The sequence below is a fragment of the Rhodococcus sp. PSi06 genome (assembly GCF_054960675.1).
In genome coordinates this window covers 151,968-167,550 of record NZ_JBHNYO010000004.1, presented here as the reverse complement: position 1 = coordinate 167,550, position 15,583 = coordinate 151,968, and the positions used below count along the sequence as shown (strand labels likewise).

Sequence of the window (15,583 nt, the reverse complement as noted above, 5' to 3'; positions counted from 1 at the left end):
ACCTCATTGTTACCCTGTCGCGGTCGGACCGACGCCGGCAGGCGGTCAGACCAGGCGTGCTTCCGGCGAACCCGTCTTGCCGGCATCGCGCTCCACCGAGTCTCCCAGCGCATCGTCGATCTTCGCCAGAACGTCGGCGTCGAGCGTGACCTCGGAGGCCTTGATGTTCTCGGCGATCTGCTCCGGACGGGAGGCCCCGACCAGTGCGGCGGCGATGTTGTCGTTCGCCAACACCCATGCAACCGCCAACTGCGCCATGGTGATTCCCAGATCGTCGGCGATGGGCTTCAATTCCTGCACCCGGGTGAGAGTCTGATCGTCGAGGTAGCGCGCGATCATCTTGTCGCCGCCCTTGTCGTCCTTGGCGCGGGAGCCGTCGGGCAAGGGTTGGCCGGGAAGGTACTTGCCGGTGAGCACGCCCTGCGCGATAGGTGACCAGACGATCTGCGAGATGCCCAATTCCTTGGACGTCGGAATCACCTGATCCTCGATGACACGCCACAGGGCCGAGTACTGCGGCTGATTCGAGATGATCGAGAAGCCGTTCTGGCGGGCGAGTTCCTGACCACGCCGCAACTGATCAGCGGTCCATTCCGAGACGCCGATGTAGAGGGCCTTGCCCTGGCGGACGACGTCGCCGAACGCAGCGATGGTCTCTTCCAGTGGAGTCTCCACGTCGTACCGGTGCGCCTGGTACAGGTCGACGTATTCGGTTCCGAGTCGACGCAGCGAGGCGTCGATGCCTTCGAGGATGTGCTTGCGTGAGAGTCCGGTGTCGTTGGGGCCCTTGGGTCCGACGGGAAAATAGACCTTGGTGAAGATTTCGAGCGATTCGCGACGCTCACCCTTCAGCGCGTCCCCGAGAACCGTTTCGGCGGCCCCGTTGGCGTAGACGTCTGCCGTGTCGAACGTGGTGATGCCCGCATCGAGAGCTGCGCGTACGCATTGGGTGGCGATGTCGTTCTCCACCTGCGATCCATGCGTCAACCAGTTGCCGTAGGTGATCTCCGAGATCTTCAGTCCGCTGTTTCCGAGGTATCTGTAGGCCATGTGAGAAAACGGTACTCCGGTGGTTAATTCGGTAGTGGCCGACGACGCAGTACCCGGGTTCCGACGCCTGCGAGGACCACCGTCACCACTGCCGCGCCGGTCGAGAGCCACAGGTCGATACCGGGCGAGAACGTGCTGGTGTCTATCGACGTCAGCGGCGTGTACGCCGTCCATCCGTAGGTGACGACCATCGGGACCGTGATCGCCACCGGTACCGCAAGGCCCAGGGTCGAGCTCGTGGGGGTCGTGGGGGTGACCGTCGTGCAGGCGACGTAGAGGTAGGCCGCAGCGGAAGGAAGCAACACCAGAGTTGCCGCGAAGTGCACGTTGTCCAGCGGCGGGTACTCGAACAGTGCGGTCGCACAGACCGCTGCCAGGATCGCGAACCCGACGAACGGACGACCCCACCGCACTCCGAGTGCCGCGCCGACTGCCACCGAGACTGCGGTGACGGCCACCAGCCCGAGTGTCCAGGCCCTGGCCGACACATCGATGCCTACCCCGGCGATGGTGGTCGAGGTGATCAACACGGCGGTTCCGGCAAGAACCATGATGCCGCCGCGTCCGGGCAACAGCGCCGCGGCACCGAACAATACGGGCACGACGAGGATCCCGAAGTACCAGCGACCGACGCCACCGTACTGGTCCTGAAAGATGCTCTGCACGAACAGGATATTGAGAAGCAACCCACCGAGCGGGATCAGCAGTACAGCCCCGACGGTTCGAATATCCCGCTCGGGCGGCAGACCCTCTCCCCCTCCGCCGGCGATAGCCGCCCAGGCCACCGTCAGTATCACCAGGACGCAGATCACCGGAACGATCACCTGTGTGCCGCTGTCGTATTCGGTGAGGTAGTCGGCGTAGCGACGCGGAATACCCGGATACTGCAAGGCCTCGACGGCGCCTGCACTGAGTAGTCCGAGGAGGAACGATCCGATGAGCATTGCTTGCAGACGTCGGCGGTGGTTCGCCTGCACTGCAGCGCATCCCAACACCACACCGCCTGCGAGAACGCCGATGAGGTCGGACGCGAACAGCAGTGCAGAGACCCCGGCGACGACGGCTGCGGCGATCGACAGACCGGCCAGAATACTGCGTCGACGACCGACCATTGCCAGCACGGACGCCACGATCACTGCCAGCGCGATTCCCCCACCACCGCTGAAGAACACCACCGAAATGATGCTGGTGTTTCCGATTATGTCGACGCCGTCGGACTGCATCGACAATCCGGCGAGGAGTCCTGAGAGCAGTAACGACAGCGCAACCATGCCCGAATTATGCACTGCCGCGATACTCGCGGGATGCCGCCAGAATCTTCTCCAGGGTTGCTGCGAAGATCTGTAACTCACCTTTGCCCACCGCTGCTCCCACGGCGTCGGACCAGGCATGTTGCGCGTCGCGCAGCGCGGCAACGGTCTCGCGTCCCTTGGGGGTGGGTTCGAGAAGTTTCGCCCTCTTGTGGTTCGGGTTCTCGATGTAGACGGCCCAACCCTTGTCCACCAACAGATTCGCGGTGCGCTGCACACTCTGCCGCGCCAAACCCAACCCGACGCGGCGCGCGATGTCGGCTACCGAGAGCGGCTCGTCCAGGGTGGCACCGAGTACTTGCCACCATGCCGGCGTCAGACCCGTCGGCTCGGTGATGTCCTGTGCCGCAGCGAGAAATTCGCCTTTGAGCTCGAAGACCGGCAGCACCAGAGCAGTCAGCGCATCACCCTCGGGGCTGCGGCGGGTCACATCCCCGCCAGCTGGTCGTAGTACTTACGCTCTCCTGTGGCGTAGAGGCCGTACCAGGCGTCGATGACGGGTTGCGGAAACACGTTCAGCCGCTCGAACACCAGCTTGGCGAACTCGATGGGTGCTGTTGCGCCTGCAGTGACGACGGTGCCGTCGGATACCGCTTTCTCTTCTCGGTAGTGCTCGGCACCACGGTATTCGGTTGTCTGCGTGAGAAACTCGGCTGCGTTCGAGGTGTGCGGCCGGTCGTTCAGTAGTCCGATCCGTGCCAGCCCGTAGGTCGCACCACAGATCGCCGCGACCGGGGTTTTAGCGCCAACCAATTCGGCCGCGAGCCTCAGTGCCATCTCGTGGCCGGATCCCCAACTGTCCGCTCCCGGCAGAATCAATGCGTCGACGGGCGGCAGATCGGCCAAGGAGACGTCGGGCGTTATCCTCAGCCCTCCCATCGTCGTGACCGGGTCCCCCGACTCCGAGGCGACCAGCAATCCATTTGCGTCCGGGTTCTGCTCGCGGGCCATGGCCAGCCCGGCGGTGAGGTACCCGTACTCCCAGTCGGCCATGGTGTCGGTGGCATAGAGCGCAATGGTGGTCATCGCAACGTCCTCACATCGATTGACAGGATGCTGTCAATCATCGACCTTTGACAGAAGACTGTCAATACTTGGCAGCACGCGAGTGGCCCGAGCGCGCGGCTCCACCTCGTCGAGATAGATCCGGCATGCTGCGTGATAGCGCTGGTCGAAGGCCAGGCCTGCGGCCTGCGCGCCCCCGAGCGCGTCCGCGTCCCTGACCATTCCGCGTGCCCGTGCGATATGCATGGGAGTGTCGACGAAGACCGTGTAGTCCCAGTGATCGGGCAGCGGCGGCCGATGCAAGAACGTGCCGTCCACCACGACGATGGCGTCCGCAGGCACGAGTTCGAGTGGATCATCCACCGGCTCGTCCGTGGCCAGATCGATGATTCGACGTCGAATTTCATGACTACCGTTCGGACCCAACGGAATCAACACGTTCGCGGCGAGCGCGTCGAAGTCGTAGGCATCGCGATAGTAGCCGAAGGCCGAGGTTCGGCCCTGCCGGTATCGGTGGGCGCGCCGGTGATGAAAGCCGTCCATGGTCACGTGGATAGCCGGACGGCCCTGCGCCGCAACAGCATGCACCAGCCACCGTGCGCAGGTCGACTTTCCCGCGGCCGTCACCCCGTCGATCGCCACTCGTAGCGGGCGCCCCGGGTTTCGTGAAATCACGTCCTGCACCATGTCGTCGCCGAGGCTCATCCGACGAGAATAGGCCACGGTAGCTACTCAACCAAATGGTTGACTATGCACGTCAGACGGCTTACGCTCGGCCCCATCGAGAAAGCGAGAAGCCGATGGACGATCACACGGAGCAGCTGGACAAAACGTTCGCGGCCTTGGCCGACCCCACTCGTCGCGACATGGTGGCGCGACTCGCCGCCGGGGATGCCAACGTCAGCGAACTGGCCGAGCCGTACGAGATGAGTCTGCAGGCGGTGTCCAAGCACGTGAAGGTACTCGAGGAGGCCGGACTGGTCACCCGTAGCAAGGATGCCCAGCGACGTCCGGTGCATCTGGACGCGGAGGTGTTCGGACTCATGGCGAAATGGATCGAGCGTTACCGCCAGGAGGCCGAGCAGCGCTATCGACGTCTCGACGAACTGCTCGAACATGTTGCAACAGAAGACAACTCTCGAAAGGATGTGTCGTAGTCATGTACGAAACCGTGATTGAGGCAGATGAGAAAGTACCCACTATCGAGATCGTGCGGGAGTTCGATGCATCGCCGGAGCAGGTGTTCCACGCTCACATCGATCCCGAGCTCTATCGGCAGTGGGTAGGCCCCAGATCCTTGACCACGCGCATTCTGAAGTGGGAGGGCCGCACCGGAGGCTCCTGGGCATTCGCCAACGATCGGGACGGCGAGGAGATCGCGGCCTTCTTCGGCAGCTTCCACGAGGTCAGAGACAACGAGCGGATCGTCTGGACATTCACCTACGAGGGTCAACCCGATTCCGTTGCCCTCGAGACCCTCACGTTCGAGAGCCGCGACGGCGGCGGTACGCGCTTGAGGGTGCTGAGCGTGATGTCCGACTTCGCGACCCGCGACGGCATGCTCTCCAGTGGAATGGACGTCGGGGTGAGGGAGGGCTACGAGAAGCTGGACGACATGCTCGGGCAACGTACAGGTCCGGCCCAGCAGCATCGGCAGGACGCGGCAATGTTCACCGCGCTGGTCGAGTCCGCTTCGCCCGAGGACTGGTCACGGCCGAGCCCGGTATCGGATTGGGCCGCAATCGATGTGGTGAAGCACCTGATCGAATGGTCTCGTGGCTTTCTTGCCGGCGGCGCAAGAATCGAATTGCGGACGCTGGATATCGACGCCGACCCGAAAGCCGCCTGGACGCAACATGTCTCCGACATCCAGTCGATCCTCGACGACCCCGCCGATCGCATCCTGAGCAATCCACACACGGGCGACATGCCGGTGGACGAAGCCATCGCGATGTTCTACACCGCCGACATCTGGATGCACTCCTGGGACCTGGCGAAAGCCCTTGGCCTCGAACCCGACTTGGGCGAGGAGCGCTGCGCTGCAGCCCTCGATGCCATGCGACCGATGGAACAGATGCTACGAGACAGCGGGCAGTACGGGCCCGCGGTCCCGGTCGGCGACGATGCGTCCGCTCAGGACAAGCTGATGGCCTTCATCGGCCGCGACCCGGCCTGGCAGCCGGGTCGCTAGCCGCACTCAGAGGTACTTCTTCAGCTCCATCTTCGCGATCGACATCTTGTGGACCTCGTCGGGACCGTCGGCGAGCCGCAGCGTCCGCACGTGCGCATACATCATCGCGAGCGGGAAGTCGTTGCTCACACCGCCGCCGCCGTGCACCTGGATGGCACGGTCGATGATCTTCAGCGCCATCTCCGGTGCGGCAACCTTGATGGCTGCGATCTCGGTGCGCGCTTCCTTGTTCCCGACGGTGTCCATCAGGTAGGCGGCTTTGAACGTCAGCAACCGCGTCTTCTCGATCTCGATCCGCGCCTCGGCGATCCAGTCCTGGATGTTCGAGCGCATCGCCACCGGCTTCCCGAACGTCACTCGCGATGCCGCACGGCGACAGAGTAATTCGAGCGCGCGCTCGGTCACACCGATGGTGCGCATCGCGTGGTGGATACGGCCCGGCCCCAAACGAGCCTGACTGATGGCGAAGCCCTCACCCGGCCCCTTCAACACGTCCTTGGCCGGTACTCGCACATCCTCGAAGAGCACCTCGGCATGGCCTTCGCGGTCGACGTAGCCGAACACCGGCAGATTGCGCAGGACGGTGACACCGGGTGCGTCGATGGGTACCACCAGCATCGACTGTTGACGGTGGGTGGCCGCCTCGGGATCGGTCTTGCCCATGACGATGAGAACCTTGCAGTTCTTGTGCATCGCGTTGGACGTCCACCATTTGCGACCGTTCAGGATGAAGTCGTCGCCGTCGCGGTCCATCTTCATCGCGATGTTGGTGGCGTCGGAGCTGGCCACGTCAGGCTCGGTCATTGCGAACGCAGAACGAATCTTGCCGTCCAACAAGGGCTTCAAGTACTTCTCTTTGTGCTCGTCGGTGCCGAAGAGCGTGAAGACCTCCATGTTGCCCGTGTCCGGTGCGTTGCAGTTGCAGGCCTCGGGGGCGAGCAGGCTGCGTCCCATGATCTCGGCGAGCGGCGCGTATTCGAGGTTGGTCAGGCCTGGACCCCACTCGGGGTGCGGGTGGAACAGATTCCACAGTCCACGTGAGCGCGCTTCCTTCTTCAGGTCCTCGAGGATCGGCGGGTGGAAGTGCGGGTCCCCGGCTTCGAGCATCTGCTGCTCGTACACGGCCTCGGCCGGGTAGACGTGAGAGTCCATGAATTCCAACAGATCCGACTCGAATTTCTTCGCGCGATCGCTGGTCTCGAAAAATGCCACGGTGGGCCCCTATCGGTTGTTGTCGAGCAAGCTGTCCTGGTAGCGACGCATGCCGCGTAACCACCGGTCGTAATCGGCACCCTTGTTGCGGTACATGTCCAGTACGTTCTCGTGCGGCAGGATCAAGAACTGCTCGCGGTCCATCGCGCCCAGCACCACATCGGCAACGTCGAGGGGTTCGAGCACAGCGCCGGCGCTCAGAACCGCCGCAGTTGCCGCCGCTCCCAACGCATCTCCGGATTCGCGTCCCTCGTAGAGCAGTTTGGTGTTGACACCCATCGGGCACAGGCAACTGACGCGAATTCCTCGGTTGCCGTACGTGACGTTCAACCACTCCGCGAATCCGACTGCCGCGTGCTTGGTGGTTGCGTATGTGGCCGAACCGATCTGGGTAAGTAGGCCTGCCGCTGAGGCGGTGCTGACGAAATACCCCTCACCGCGCTCGAGCCAGCCCGGCACCAACAGCTGAGCGGCCCGGATGTGGGCGCGAACGTTCACATCGAACGAGAGATCCCAGTCCTGTTCGGTGGCGTCGAGCCCGGGTGCGCCGCTGATGCCTGCGTTGGCGAAGTAGAGATCGACCGGACCGAACGATTCCTCGGCCTGCGCGATCAGCCGCTCGATATCGGCGATGTTCGACGCGTCCGCAGCAACCGCAACGGCCGTCCCCGGCCGGTCTCGTTCGATGGCGTCGACCACCGCTTCCGCCGTCTTTCCGTCGAGGTCGGAGACGACGACGCGTGCGCCGTGCTCCGAGAGTCGAGCAGCGATGGCCCCGCCGATTCCGCCACCACCGCCGGTGACGATGGCGACCTTGCCTTCTACCTTCATGCCCCAGGTATAGTTGAAGTCAGATTCAAGTTCAACCCTCGTTGCATGAACACCCTGCTCAGAGGTTGTTTCACGCGCGCGGTCGCGACGGGTCGGTGATCCATCCCGACCATGACCCCGGATACAGAGCAGCGTCGATGCCCGCCAACTCGAACGCCAGAATCTGATGTGCGGCGGTCACCCCGGATCCGCAGTAGACGGCGACCTCTTTCCCTGCCGGCACAAGTCCACCAAATGTGCCATTGAGTACCTCCGGAGCCAGAAACTTTCCGTCCGAACCGACGTTGTCGGTCGTCGGCCGGTTGATTGCGCCCGGGATGTGACCGGCCACGGGGTCCACCGGCTCCACCTCGCCGCGGAACCGTTCGGGTGCCCGCGCGTCGAGCAGCACGTTGTTCCGTGCGAAGTCCAGCACGTCGTCGACGTCGAGAACTCGTGCCAGTGATGGGCGCGCGGTGAACGATCCGGCGGCGGCGATCGACGGTTCGGTGCCGATCGGGAATCCGGCGGCCACCCACTGAGCAAGTCCGCCGTCGAGGACGCGCACGTCCGCGTGCCCGAAGTAGCGCAACAGCCACCATCCCCGCGCCGCCGCGGTCGCCGGTCCTCCGTCGTAGACCACGACCGAGGAGTCGTCACTGACCCCTGCTCCGCGCATCGCCGCGACGAACGTGTCCGCGTCGGGCAACGGATGCCGGCCAAGGTCATTCGGCGGTGCCGCCAGTTCGGTGCCGAGGTCTACGAATTGCGCAGTCGGGATGTGCCCCGCCTCGTAACCGGCTCTGTCGCTCCCGTTCTGGAGGGTCCACCGGATGTCGAGGACGACAGGGGGCCGTCCCATCTCGAAGAGATCGTGCAGTTCGGTGGCAGAGATCAGCGGCGAAGGGCTCATAAGGATTCGACGCTAACAGCCCCGCCCGGGGAATAGCTCGGTGTTGCATCAGGTTGTGCGCAGGCGTGACCGAAACTGCATCCACAACTCAGCATCTGTCCACCGCCGGGCTCTTCGAGCCGTTCGAGGTCAAGTCGCTGAAGCTGCGTAACCGCTTCGCCATGGCTCCGATGACGCGCGCCTTTTCTCCAGACGGCATCCCCGGCCCGGATGTCGCTGAGTACTACCGCAAGCGCGCCGCCGGCGGCACCGGCCTCATCATCACCGAGGGCACGTACATCCCCGACCCCGCCGCGGGTCCCCACACCCGTGTTCCACGGATCTACGGCGACGCCAGCCTGGAAGGCTGGAAGGGCGTCGTCGACGCGGTACACGCCGAGGGCAGCGCAATCATCCCGCAGCTGTGGCACCTCGGCGTCGAGCGTGGCACCGAGCCACGCCTGTTCCCCGATGTCACCACGGTGAGCCCCTCCGGCATTGCACTCGACGGCTCTTCGGTCGGCAGAGCCTTCACCGACGCCGACCTCGACGAACTCACCTCGCAGTGGGTACAAGCGGCGGTCAACGCGAAGAACACCGGATTCGACGGCCTCGAACTGCACGGCGCTCACGGCTACCTTCTCGACGAGTTCCTCTGGGCCACAACCAATGTGCGCGACGACCAGTTCGGCGGCTCACTCGAAGCCCGCACCCGTTTCCCAGCGCAGGTCGTTGCTGCGATTCGTGCAGCCGTCGGCGAGGACTTCGCCATCGTGTACCGATTCTCGCAGTGGAAGAGCAACCACTTCGATGCCCGACTCGCGCAGAACCCCGAAGAACTCGCACGTGTGCTGACTCCCCTGGTCGACGCCGGAGTGGATGTACTGCACGCCTCGACCCGCCGCCATTGGGATCCCGCATTCCCCGAGTTGGACGGAGTCGACGGCAAGCTCGGTCTGGCCGGTTGGACGCGCAAGCTCACCGGAGTTCCCACCATCACCGTCGGATCAGTCGGTCTCGACTCGGTGTTCACGTCGGCATGGTCGGAGGATGCCGCGTCGGGTGTGACCGGATTGGACGCTCTTGTCGGTCAATTCCAGGACAGTGAATTCGACCTTGTTGCCGTCGGGCGCGCGTTGCTGTCCGATCCGGAGTGGGTGAACAAGGTGGGCGACGGCCGCGTGGACGAGCGCATCGAATTCACGCGCGATCACATTCAGCACCTGGTCTGACACCCGGTCGGGCAATTCACATCGCAACCTGATTCGATTCGAGTGGGGCTCGACACTGTTGGTGTCGAGCCCCACGATCGTCGGCGTCGATAGTACTGCCACAACCGACCGATCGAGTTCCGTTGTGGCGATACGAGACTGGTACGGCGTTTCTCCCCCGAGCCCCGCTCCCGCGCACCAAAGTCAGTCGCCTGCCGCCCGGGCACGGTGCCGTCGGGCCTTCATCTTGTTGCCGCACGTGGCCATCGAGCACCACCGCGCGGTGCCCGCACGCGAGCGATCCAGCAGAAACAAGCGGCACTCGTCGTTCGCACACGGGCGCAATGCGCCAGGCAAACTCTCACGAATCCCCGCCCAGGCCAGCACAACCCGTGCGGCCAGTCGGCGATCCTCGGCCACCTGCAAAACCCAGTGAAGCGCGTCATCGGTCAGCACCGGCACCCGCGAGAGGTCGCGGAGATACCTGCTCAGCGACGACGGTGACGCCTCACTGCGCACCACCCGCTGGATGTCGTCACGCAGGTCGCGGCACACCCGAAGTTCCTCTGCGCTTCCGGTCCCGCCGTGCGCACTCAGCCAGTCGCGGCCGCCAGCGTCGTCCGCCAGCAGATCGATTGCCTGATCCTCGACCACCGGCGTGGTGTTGAGCAGGTCGATCAGCAGCGCTTCGTCGATCGCCCACGCCTCCTCGGTGTTCATGTAACCACCATAGACCGCTTGACAGGTTACGTCCACTGTGGTTCTGTCATCGAAGTAACCACATCAACTACCCATAGGGGTTATTCATGGTCGCCGTTCATCACCACACCACTACCGTCGACGGACTCGAGGTCTTCTACCGCGAGGCCGGCAATCCGTCCGATCCCACTATCGTGCTGCTGCACGGAACACCCGCCAGCTCGTTCATGTTCCGCCATCTCATCCCGTTGTTGGGCAACAGCTTTCACGTGATCGCTCCCGACCTCATCGGCTTCGGATACTCGGCGGCTCCGTCCGTAGACGACTTCGATTACACCTTCGACAGCCTCACCGCCGTCACCGACCACCTCCTCGACCAACTGGGTATCGACCGGTACGCGATCTACACCCAGGACTACGGCGCACCCGTCGGGTGGCGCCTCGCCCTCGGTCATCCCGATCGCATCACCGCCATCGTCACTCAGAACGGCAACGCGTACGAGGAAGGGTTCGTGGACTCGTTCTGGGCACCGCTGTGGACCTACGCGCAGAACCGCACGCCGGAAAACGCTGCGCCGCTGCGCGATGCACTCGGACTGGACGCGGTCCGGTGGCAATACATTCACGGTGTCCCCGATCCGACCTTCGTGAGCCCCGACGCCTGGATCCACGACCACACGCTGCTCACCCGTCCCGGCACCGACGAGATCCAGCTGAGGCTCTTCGCGGATTATCCGTCGAACGTCCGCCTGTACCCCGCTGTGCACCGCTACTTCCGCGATTCACGTCCCCCGCTCCTCGCCGTCTGGGGCAAGAACGACGAGATCTTCGGACCCGACGGTGCGCGTGCGTTCCTGCGCGATCTTCCTGACGCGGAAATTCATCTGCTGGACGGGGGCCACTTCCTCCTCGAAAGCCACCTCGACGAAGTAGCCTCCCTGATCACCGACTTCCTGCACCGGTTCTCCGGGGCACGACAGGCAGCCTGATCGAAAACCTGCGCTCGATTCCGTGCGGCTACCTCGAATAGCGAAGTAGAACAACAGTATCCGAGAAAGGTCAGACGTCATGCGAGCACCTGACGACCATGTCACGAGCCAGTGGCATCCGGGGGAAGAGACGATGCACCGTCTTCTACAGGTGCCCTACGAGGACAACCCAACTGCTCCAGGTCTGCCCGCCGCGTACGGACCCTGGATGAGTCGGAGCCCACTCGTGGCGCTCGGAACAACCGGCGTCGACGACCGCGTGTGGACAACACTGCTCGGGGGCGCTCCTGGAACAGCAACCCCGGCCACGGACGGGGTCCTGCGGTTGAGGTTCCAGGCCCAGCTCGAGCCTCACACCGCAGACCCGGTGCTCGAGGTTCTCTTACGCGACGACAAGCCGAACGGACGAGGAAGGCTGGTCTCAGGACTCGCCATGGACCTGGAGCACCGAGGCCGGGTCAAGATCGCAGGACGGATGCTCGACGGTATCGTGGCGGAAAAGAGCACGAAGACAACAACTTCAGAGACGAACGGGCCCACCGACGTCCTGGCGAACATCGTGGTCGACGAAACCCTCGGAAACTGCCCCAAGTATCTGAACAAGCGGGCGATAACACCCTACGAAATGTCTCCGCAGTTGATCAGCGATTCACTCCCGCTACCAGCCGAGGCCCTCGCCATCATCGAAAAATCCGATACCTTCCTCATCTCCAGCCGACACGGTACCGACAGCATGGACACCAACATTCGCGGCGGGGCACCAGGATTCGTCCGGGTCTTCAGCAACTCCGACGCCGAGGGCGTGACCCTGGTGTATCCGGAGTACTCGGGGAACCGCCTCTACCAGACGTTGGGGAACATCATCTCCGACCGAGCGGTGGGAGTCACCTTTCCCGATTTCGAGACCGGCGACGTTCTCTACCTTTCGGGAAGCGCGGAGGTACTGATCGGCGATGATGCTGAAAGTGTTCTGCCCCATAGCAAAATGGCCGTGAGAATCGACATCGAGGCGGTGCGTTTGGTGAAAGGCGGCCTTGCGTTCCGCGGCGCGCTGCTCGACCCGTCACCGTACAACCCACCGGTTCGGAGGTTGGCCCGCGAGGTCGGCGTTTCGGGCCGGCAACCCAGACCAGCGGAAAGAACGCTTGCCGCGCTGATCCGCAAGCTACCGATCACACCGACGATATCTCGCTACACATTCCGACTGTCTCCGGGCGAATCGTCGACGCCGATGCAGTGGCGCGCAGGCCAACACGTCACCCTCGACTTCTCAGCCCAACTCGATCGCGGCTGGTCGCACATGCGCGATCACGACCCGAGCTCCCTCAACGACGACTTCATCAGAACGTTCACTGTGTCGAGCGAACCGCATACGCTGGGCAGCAACCTGTTCGAGATCACCGTCCGGGAGCACGGACCGGTCACCGGGCTGCTGTCGCGATGGACCCAGGGTTCGGACATGACTGTCACTGTCATGGGCTTCGGCGGCGAGGATGACACCCGATACGCCGACACCCAGTACGCCGACACCAAGCCGACTACCGACGACATCGTGGTCGTGGCATCGGGGGTCGGGATCACCCCATTCATGGCACAGGCGCACGCTGCCCACGAATCCGGACTCGCGCTGACCCTGCTCTGGAGCGTGCGCGCGGAGGACCTGGCTCTCGCCGTCGACGTCGTCGAGCGGGTCAGCCAGTTGGGGGTGGCAATCACGGTGTTCCTCACCGGACAGATGGACTCCGACAAGCTCGCCCAGCGTCGCACTCTCGAACAGCTCGGAGCCCGGATACGCACCCGAAGAATGACCGAGGCCGACGTCGAAGCAGTGGGACGCGTTGGGCGACGAAAGTTCTACGTGTGCGCTGCTCGGCCCCTGCACGAAGCAGTTCTGGAGTGGGTAGGCGATGAAGACGTCAGGTTCGAGGCGTTCGACTACTGAACTGTGTAGCTCGAACCCTGCATCTAGAACGGCGGTGCTTCTGTGTCGTCTGTCTCGGGCTGTTCGTTGCCAGGCGGGTTCGGTGGGTGTGGGTAGGCGATGATGCCGGATCGTCTGGGTTTGGTGGGGATGTGTGGTCTCAGGTCGTTGCCGAGAATGGGGACGGCTGTGCCGTTGGCAGGCAGGGTGCTTCGGGTGGTCTTCGAGGTGGATCGCCAGAGGATCGCGCCGCCGGGGAGCATGACGGCGCTCCAGTAGCCGGCGGTTTTGACGGTGTGGTGGAACTCGCAGAGACATTGGAGGTTGTTGACCGTCGTCCAGCCGCCGCCGAGGGGGTTGGCATGGTCGAACGGGGCGATGTGGTCGAGTTGGCAGCGGCCTGCGGGTCTTTGGCAGCCGGGGAATCGGCAGTGGCGGTCGCGGAGTCGCACTGCGGCGGCGGTCAGGGCGTCGGGTCGGTAGATCAGGGCTCGGTCGGTGAGTGGATCGCTGGCGACGGTCTTGCCGAGGGTGGGGTCGGCGGCGATCGCTGCTTCGAGAGCAGCAGCGAGGGAGGCGTTGCCGAGGTAAATACCTGAGGGTGTGCGGGCTCCGGGCGTGTGGCCTGTGGTGTGGCTGGCCGGGTTGTTGCGCCGACTCGCGGAGGGCAGGTCGAGGGCAGAGCTGTGCCGTGTGCCCTTGCCGACGGGTGTGTGGGTACAGAACAGGGGAGCAGCAGAGGCCAGTGATCCCAACCGATACTGGTGGGGGTTGTCGCTGGCTGCTGCGGGTGCCGGGTCGGTTCCTGGTGCCTGGTCTGTTGGCGGTGCCTGGCCTTCGGCTGGTCTCTGGGCGGAGGCTGCGGGTCCGGACGGTGTTGCAGACGAACGTGATTGCGCACAGTTCGATGCGATATCAGGTTCCGGCGATGCCTGTTCCGGACACGATCCTGAAGCTGGCGCGGTTTCCGAGGGAGCAGCTGCCTCGGGGTCGGTGGCCGACGGTGCGTCAGCTTGCCGGTCGGTCACCGGTGCACCTGCACGTGTTGCTGCGTTCTTCCGGGCCCGATCGGCGGCACCCATTTCGGGAATTGCCGACGGATCGGTCGCAGGCACAGGTGTGGACTCCTCGTCCTCCTCGGACCCGCCAACCTCGCCGGTTACGCCATTCTTTTCGATCCCCTCGGACCCACCGGTCTCGGCCGTCTCGTCGACCGCATCTCCCGGCGTCTCCGGTGCATCTGCTGCGTCTGCTGCGAAATCTGTATCCGTGTAAGTGTCTGTCACCGTTCCCGCATCGGATCCCGTTGCAGCCCCGTCTGTCTCGCCGCCGCTGCGTCGTTCCCATTCCCCGGTCTCCGGGTTCTGCACCGCCAGACCGAGCTTCTCTGCGAGAGTGACGGCCTCGGTGAGCAGGACCTGCCACTGACTGTTGCGCGACAACTCTCGTGCGAGATCCGGATCGATCGAGCCATGCCCGGCCAGGTAAGCCGGGTTCGTAAGTAGTCCGATGAGGGTGGCGATATCGACGGTGATCATCGTCAACGGCACCCGACGATCGGGCAGCTCTGCATCTTTTTTCGGACAATCCTCGCGTTGGCACAGGCACGCCAAGCGGGGTTCGCCGTGCATCCTCGCCATGAACGCATCACACAACCGGTCCTGCTTCCCGCGAGGATCTTTCGGACACAGGGTGTCGGCCATCTCCTCGAGCAACTGCCACGCCGCAGCGGCCTCGGGGGCGGTCAATTCCGCGCGGATCCGCGCCAACTCACCGGCCGGGTTGTAGGAGATGTGCCTGAATCGTTTCGCGAACTCGCGTAGTGCTGCCGCTTCCTCCGGGGCGACCCGCAGCAGGATGTCCCAGATCTCCTTCTCCAGTGGACCGGGTGAATTACGTTGCGCTGCCTCGACGATCTCGTCCTCGACCATGCGCACGATCTCGTCGGAGAGATTGTCGAGGATCCGGCACACCGTCCGCACTCGCGGAAGATCGATCTCCCCGGCCTCGAATGCTGTCCGCACCAGGGGCAGTCGAGTGTGCAGCGCAACACCGACCGAGACGTACGATTCGGCAATTGTCGCCGAGCACCCCAACGCGGCCGCCATCTCGGTGCGCCCGTACCGGCTGTAATGCTTGAACTTGAAATCGTGGGTGATCCAGGTCCGATGGACGTCGTAGCAGGCGGCGATCTTGCGGAACGCATACTGGTTTTCTGCCTGCGCAGCGGCAGTCAACGCCTCCAACGACACGATCGGTACTGCACCCATTTTTCACCCCCCGGTGAGCAACT

15 protein-coding genes are annotated in these 15,583 nt (G+C 63.9%); 5 read left to right on the top strand and 10 right to left on the bottom strand.

Annotated features, from left to right (window positions below; all coding sequences use genetic code 11):
* Positions 1-45: 45 nt before the first annotated feature.
* The 5 genes from ACFI9K_RS07370 to ACFI9K_RS07350 are packed head-to-tail and all read right to left on the bottom strand — an operon-like array spanning position 46 to position 4,070.
* Positions 46-1,050: an aldo/keto reductase family protein gene (locus ACFI9K_RS07370; RefSeq protein WP_222095136.1), complete on the bottom strand. Its 1,005-nt coding sequence runs from the start codon at positions 1,048-1,050 to the stop codon at positions 46-48.
* A 23-nt stretch (positions 1,051-1,073) separates the two neighbouring features.
* Positions 1,074-2,321 (bottom strand): hypothetical protein, encoded by a 1,248-nt coding sequence (locus tag ACFI9K_RS07365; protein WP_462662894.1) that lies wholly within the window; start codon positions 2,319-2,321, stop codon positions 1,074-1,076.
* Positions 2,322-2,328: 7 nt separating this feature from the next.
* Positions 2,329-2,790: a MarR family winged helix-turn-helix transcriptional regulator gene (locus ACFI9K_RS07360; protein ID WP_462662893.1), complete on the bottom strand. Its 462-nt coding sequence runs from the start codon at positions 2,788-2,790 to the stop codon at positions 2,329-2,331.
* Positions 2,787-3,386: a DJ-1/PfpI family protein gene (locus tag ACFI9K_RS07355; RefSeq protein ID WP_462662892.1), complete on the bottom strand. Its 600-nt coding sequence runs from the start codon at positions 3,384-3,386 to the stop codon at positions 2,787-2,789. The genes ACFI9K_RS07360 and ACFI9K_RS07355 overlap by 4 nt, the downstream gene beginning before the upstream one ends.
* Before the next feature lie 33 nt (positions 3,387-3,419).
* Positions 3,420-4,070 (bottom strand): nucleoside/nucleotide kinase family protein, encoded by a 651-nt coding sequence (locus ACFI9K_RS07350; RefSeq protein ID WP_462662891.1) that lies wholly within the window; start codon positions 4,068-4,070, stop codon positions 3,420-3,422.
* A 95-nt stretch (positions 4,071-4,165) separates the two neighbouring features.
* Here ACFI9K_RS07350 and ACFI9K_RS07345 point away from each other — a divergent pair, with 95 nt between their 5' ends.
* Both ACFI9K_RS07345 and ACFI9K_RS07340 read left to right on the top strand, forming a co-directional pair.
* Positions 4,166-4,522, top strand: a complete 357-nt coding sequence (locus ACFI9K_RS07345) for an ArsR/SmtB family transcription factor (protein WP_462662890.1) — start codon at positions 4,166-4,168, stop codon at positions 4,520-4,522.
* A gap of 53 nt (positions 4,523-4,575) precedes the next feature.
* Positions 4,576-5,556 carry a TIGR03086 family metal-binding protein gene (locus ACFI9K_RS07340; protein ID WP_462662889.1) on the top strand — a complete coding sequence of 327 codons (981 nt, stop codon included), beginning with the start codon at positions 4,576-4,578 and terminating at the stop codon, positions 5,554-5,556.
* A 6-nt stretch (positions 5,557-5,562) separates the two neighbouring features.
* On the opposite strand, the gene ACFI9K_RS07335 is transcribed toward ACFI9K_RS07340, so the two are convergent.
* The 3 genes from ACFI9K_RS07335 to ACFI9K_RS07325 all read right to left on the bottom strand — a co-directional run bounded on the left by ACFI9K_RS07335 (position 5,563) and on the right by ACFI9K_RS07325 (position 8,491).
* The gene (locus ACFI9K_RS07335; protein WP_462662888.1) at positions 5,563-6,768 is read right to left on the bottom strand and encodes an acyl-CoA dehydrogenase family protein; all 1,206 of its coding nucleotides are present in this window, start codon (positions 6,766-6,768) and stop codon (positions 5,563-5,565) included.
* Positions 6,769-6,777: 9 nt separating this feature from the next.
* Positions 6,778-7,599, bottom strand: coding sequence for an SDR family oxidoreductase (locus ACFI9K_RS07330; protein WP_057476747.1), 822 nt, complete (start codon positions 7,597-7,599; stop codon positions 6,778-6,780).
* Between the two features lie 70 nt (positions 7,600-7,669).
* On the bottom strand, positions 7,670-8,491 hold the full coding sequence (locus ACFI9K_RS07325) for a sulfurtransferase (RefSeq protein ID WP_462662887.1): 822 nt from the start codon (positions 8,489-8,491) through the stop codon (positions 7,670-7,672).
* A 65-nt stretch (positions 8,492-8,556) separates the two neighbouring features.
* On the opposite strand from ACFI9K_RS07325, the gene ACFI9K_RS07320 reads away from it, so the two are divergent.
* On the top strand, positions 8,557-9,702 hold the full coding sequence (locus ACFI9K_RS07320; RefSeq protein ID WP_462662886.1) for an NADH:flavin oxidoreductase: 1,146 nt from the start codon (positions 8,557-8,559) through the stop codon (positions 9,700-9,702).
* A 183-nt stretch (positions 9,703-9,885) separates the two neighbouring features.
* On the opposite strand, the gene ACFI9K_RS07315 is transcribed toward ACFI9K_RS07320, so the two are convergent.
* Complete coding sequence (locus ACFI9K_RS07315; RefSeq protein ID WP_462662885.1) at positions 9,886-10,401, bottom strand: CGNR zinc finger domain-containing protein; 516 nt, start codon at positions 10,399-10,401, stop codon at positions 9,886-9,888.
* An 86-nt stretch (positions 10,402-10,487) separates the two neighbouring features.
* On the opposite strand from ACFI9K_RS07315, the gene ACFI9K_RS07310 reads away from it, so the two are divergent.
* Together ACFI9K_RS07310 and ACFI9K_RS07305 are read left to right on the top strand one after the other, a co-directional pair.
* Positions 10,488-11,369 (top strand): alpha/beta fold hydrolase, encoded by an 882-nt coding sequence (locus ACFI9K_RS07310; protein WP_462662884.1) that lies wholly within the window; start codon positions 10,488-10,490, stop codon positions 11,367-11,369.
* A 208-nt stretch (positions 11,370-11,577) separates the two neighbouring features.
* A complete protein-coding gene (locus ACFI9K_RS07305; RefSeq protein WP_462662883.1) occupies positions 11,578-13,311 on the top strand; it encodes a hypothetical protein in 1,734 nt (577 codons plus the stop codon).
* 23 nt (positions 13,312-13,334) lie between these two features.
* On the opposite strand, the gene ACFI9K_RS07300 is transcribed toward ACFI9K_RS07305, so the two are convergent.
* A complete protein-coding gene (locus ACFI9K_RS07300) occupies positions 13,335-15,560 on the bottom strand; it encodes an HNH endonuclease signature motif containing protein (protein ID WP_462662882.1) in 2,226 nt (741 codons plus the stop codon).
* Between the last annotated feature and the right edge of the window lie 23 nt (positions 15,561-15,583).

Bases quoted from the DNA above. Each gene is read 5' to 3' on its own strand.
- ACFI9K_RS07310 (WP_462662884.1), top strand. From the start codon at position 10,488: ATGGTCGCCGTTCATCACCACACCACTACCGTCGACGGACTCGAGGTC.
- ACFI9K_RS07355 (WP_462662892.1), bottom strand. From the start codon at position 3,386: ATGACCACCATTGCGCTCTATGCCACCGACACCATGGCCGACTGGGAG.
- ACFI9K_RS07365 (WP_462662894.1), bottom strand. From the start codon at position 2,321: ATGGTTGCGCTGTCGTTACTGCTCTCAGGACTCCTCGCCGGATTGTCG.
- ACFI9K_RS07345 (WP_462662890.1), top strand. From the start codon at position 4,166: ATGGACGATCACACGGAGCAGCTGGACAAAACGTTCGCGGCCTTGGCC.
- ACFI9K_RS07325 (WP_462662887.1), bottom strand. From the start codon at position 8,491: ATGAGCCCTTCGCCGCTGATCTCTGCCACCGAACTGCACGATCTCTTC.
- ACFI9K_RS07370 (WP_222095136.1), bottom strand. From the start codon at position 1,050: ATGGCCTACAGATACCTCGGAAACAGCGGACTGAAGATCTCGGAGATC.
- ACFI9K_RS07350 (WP_462662891.1), bottom strand. From the start codon at position 4,070: ATGAGCCTCGGCGACGACATGGTGCAGGACGTGATTTCACGAAACCCG.
- ACFI9K_RS07305 (WP_462662883.1), top strand. From the start codon at position 11,578: ATGAGTCGGAGCCCACTCGTGGCGCTCGGAACAACCGGCGTCGACGAC.
- ACFI9K_RS07315 (WP_462662885.1), bottom strand. From the start codon at position 10,401: ATGAACACCGAGGAGGCGTGGGCGATCGACGAAGCGCTGCTGATCGAC.
- ACFI9K_RS07330 (WP_057476747.1), bottom strand. From the start codon at position 7,599: ATGAAGGTAGAAGGCAAGGTCGCCATCGTCACCGGCGGTGGTGGCGGA.
- ACFI9K_RS07300 (WP_462662882.1), bottom strand. From the start codon at position 15,560: ATGGGTGCAGTACCGATCGTGTCGTTGGAGGCGTTGACTGCCGCTGCG.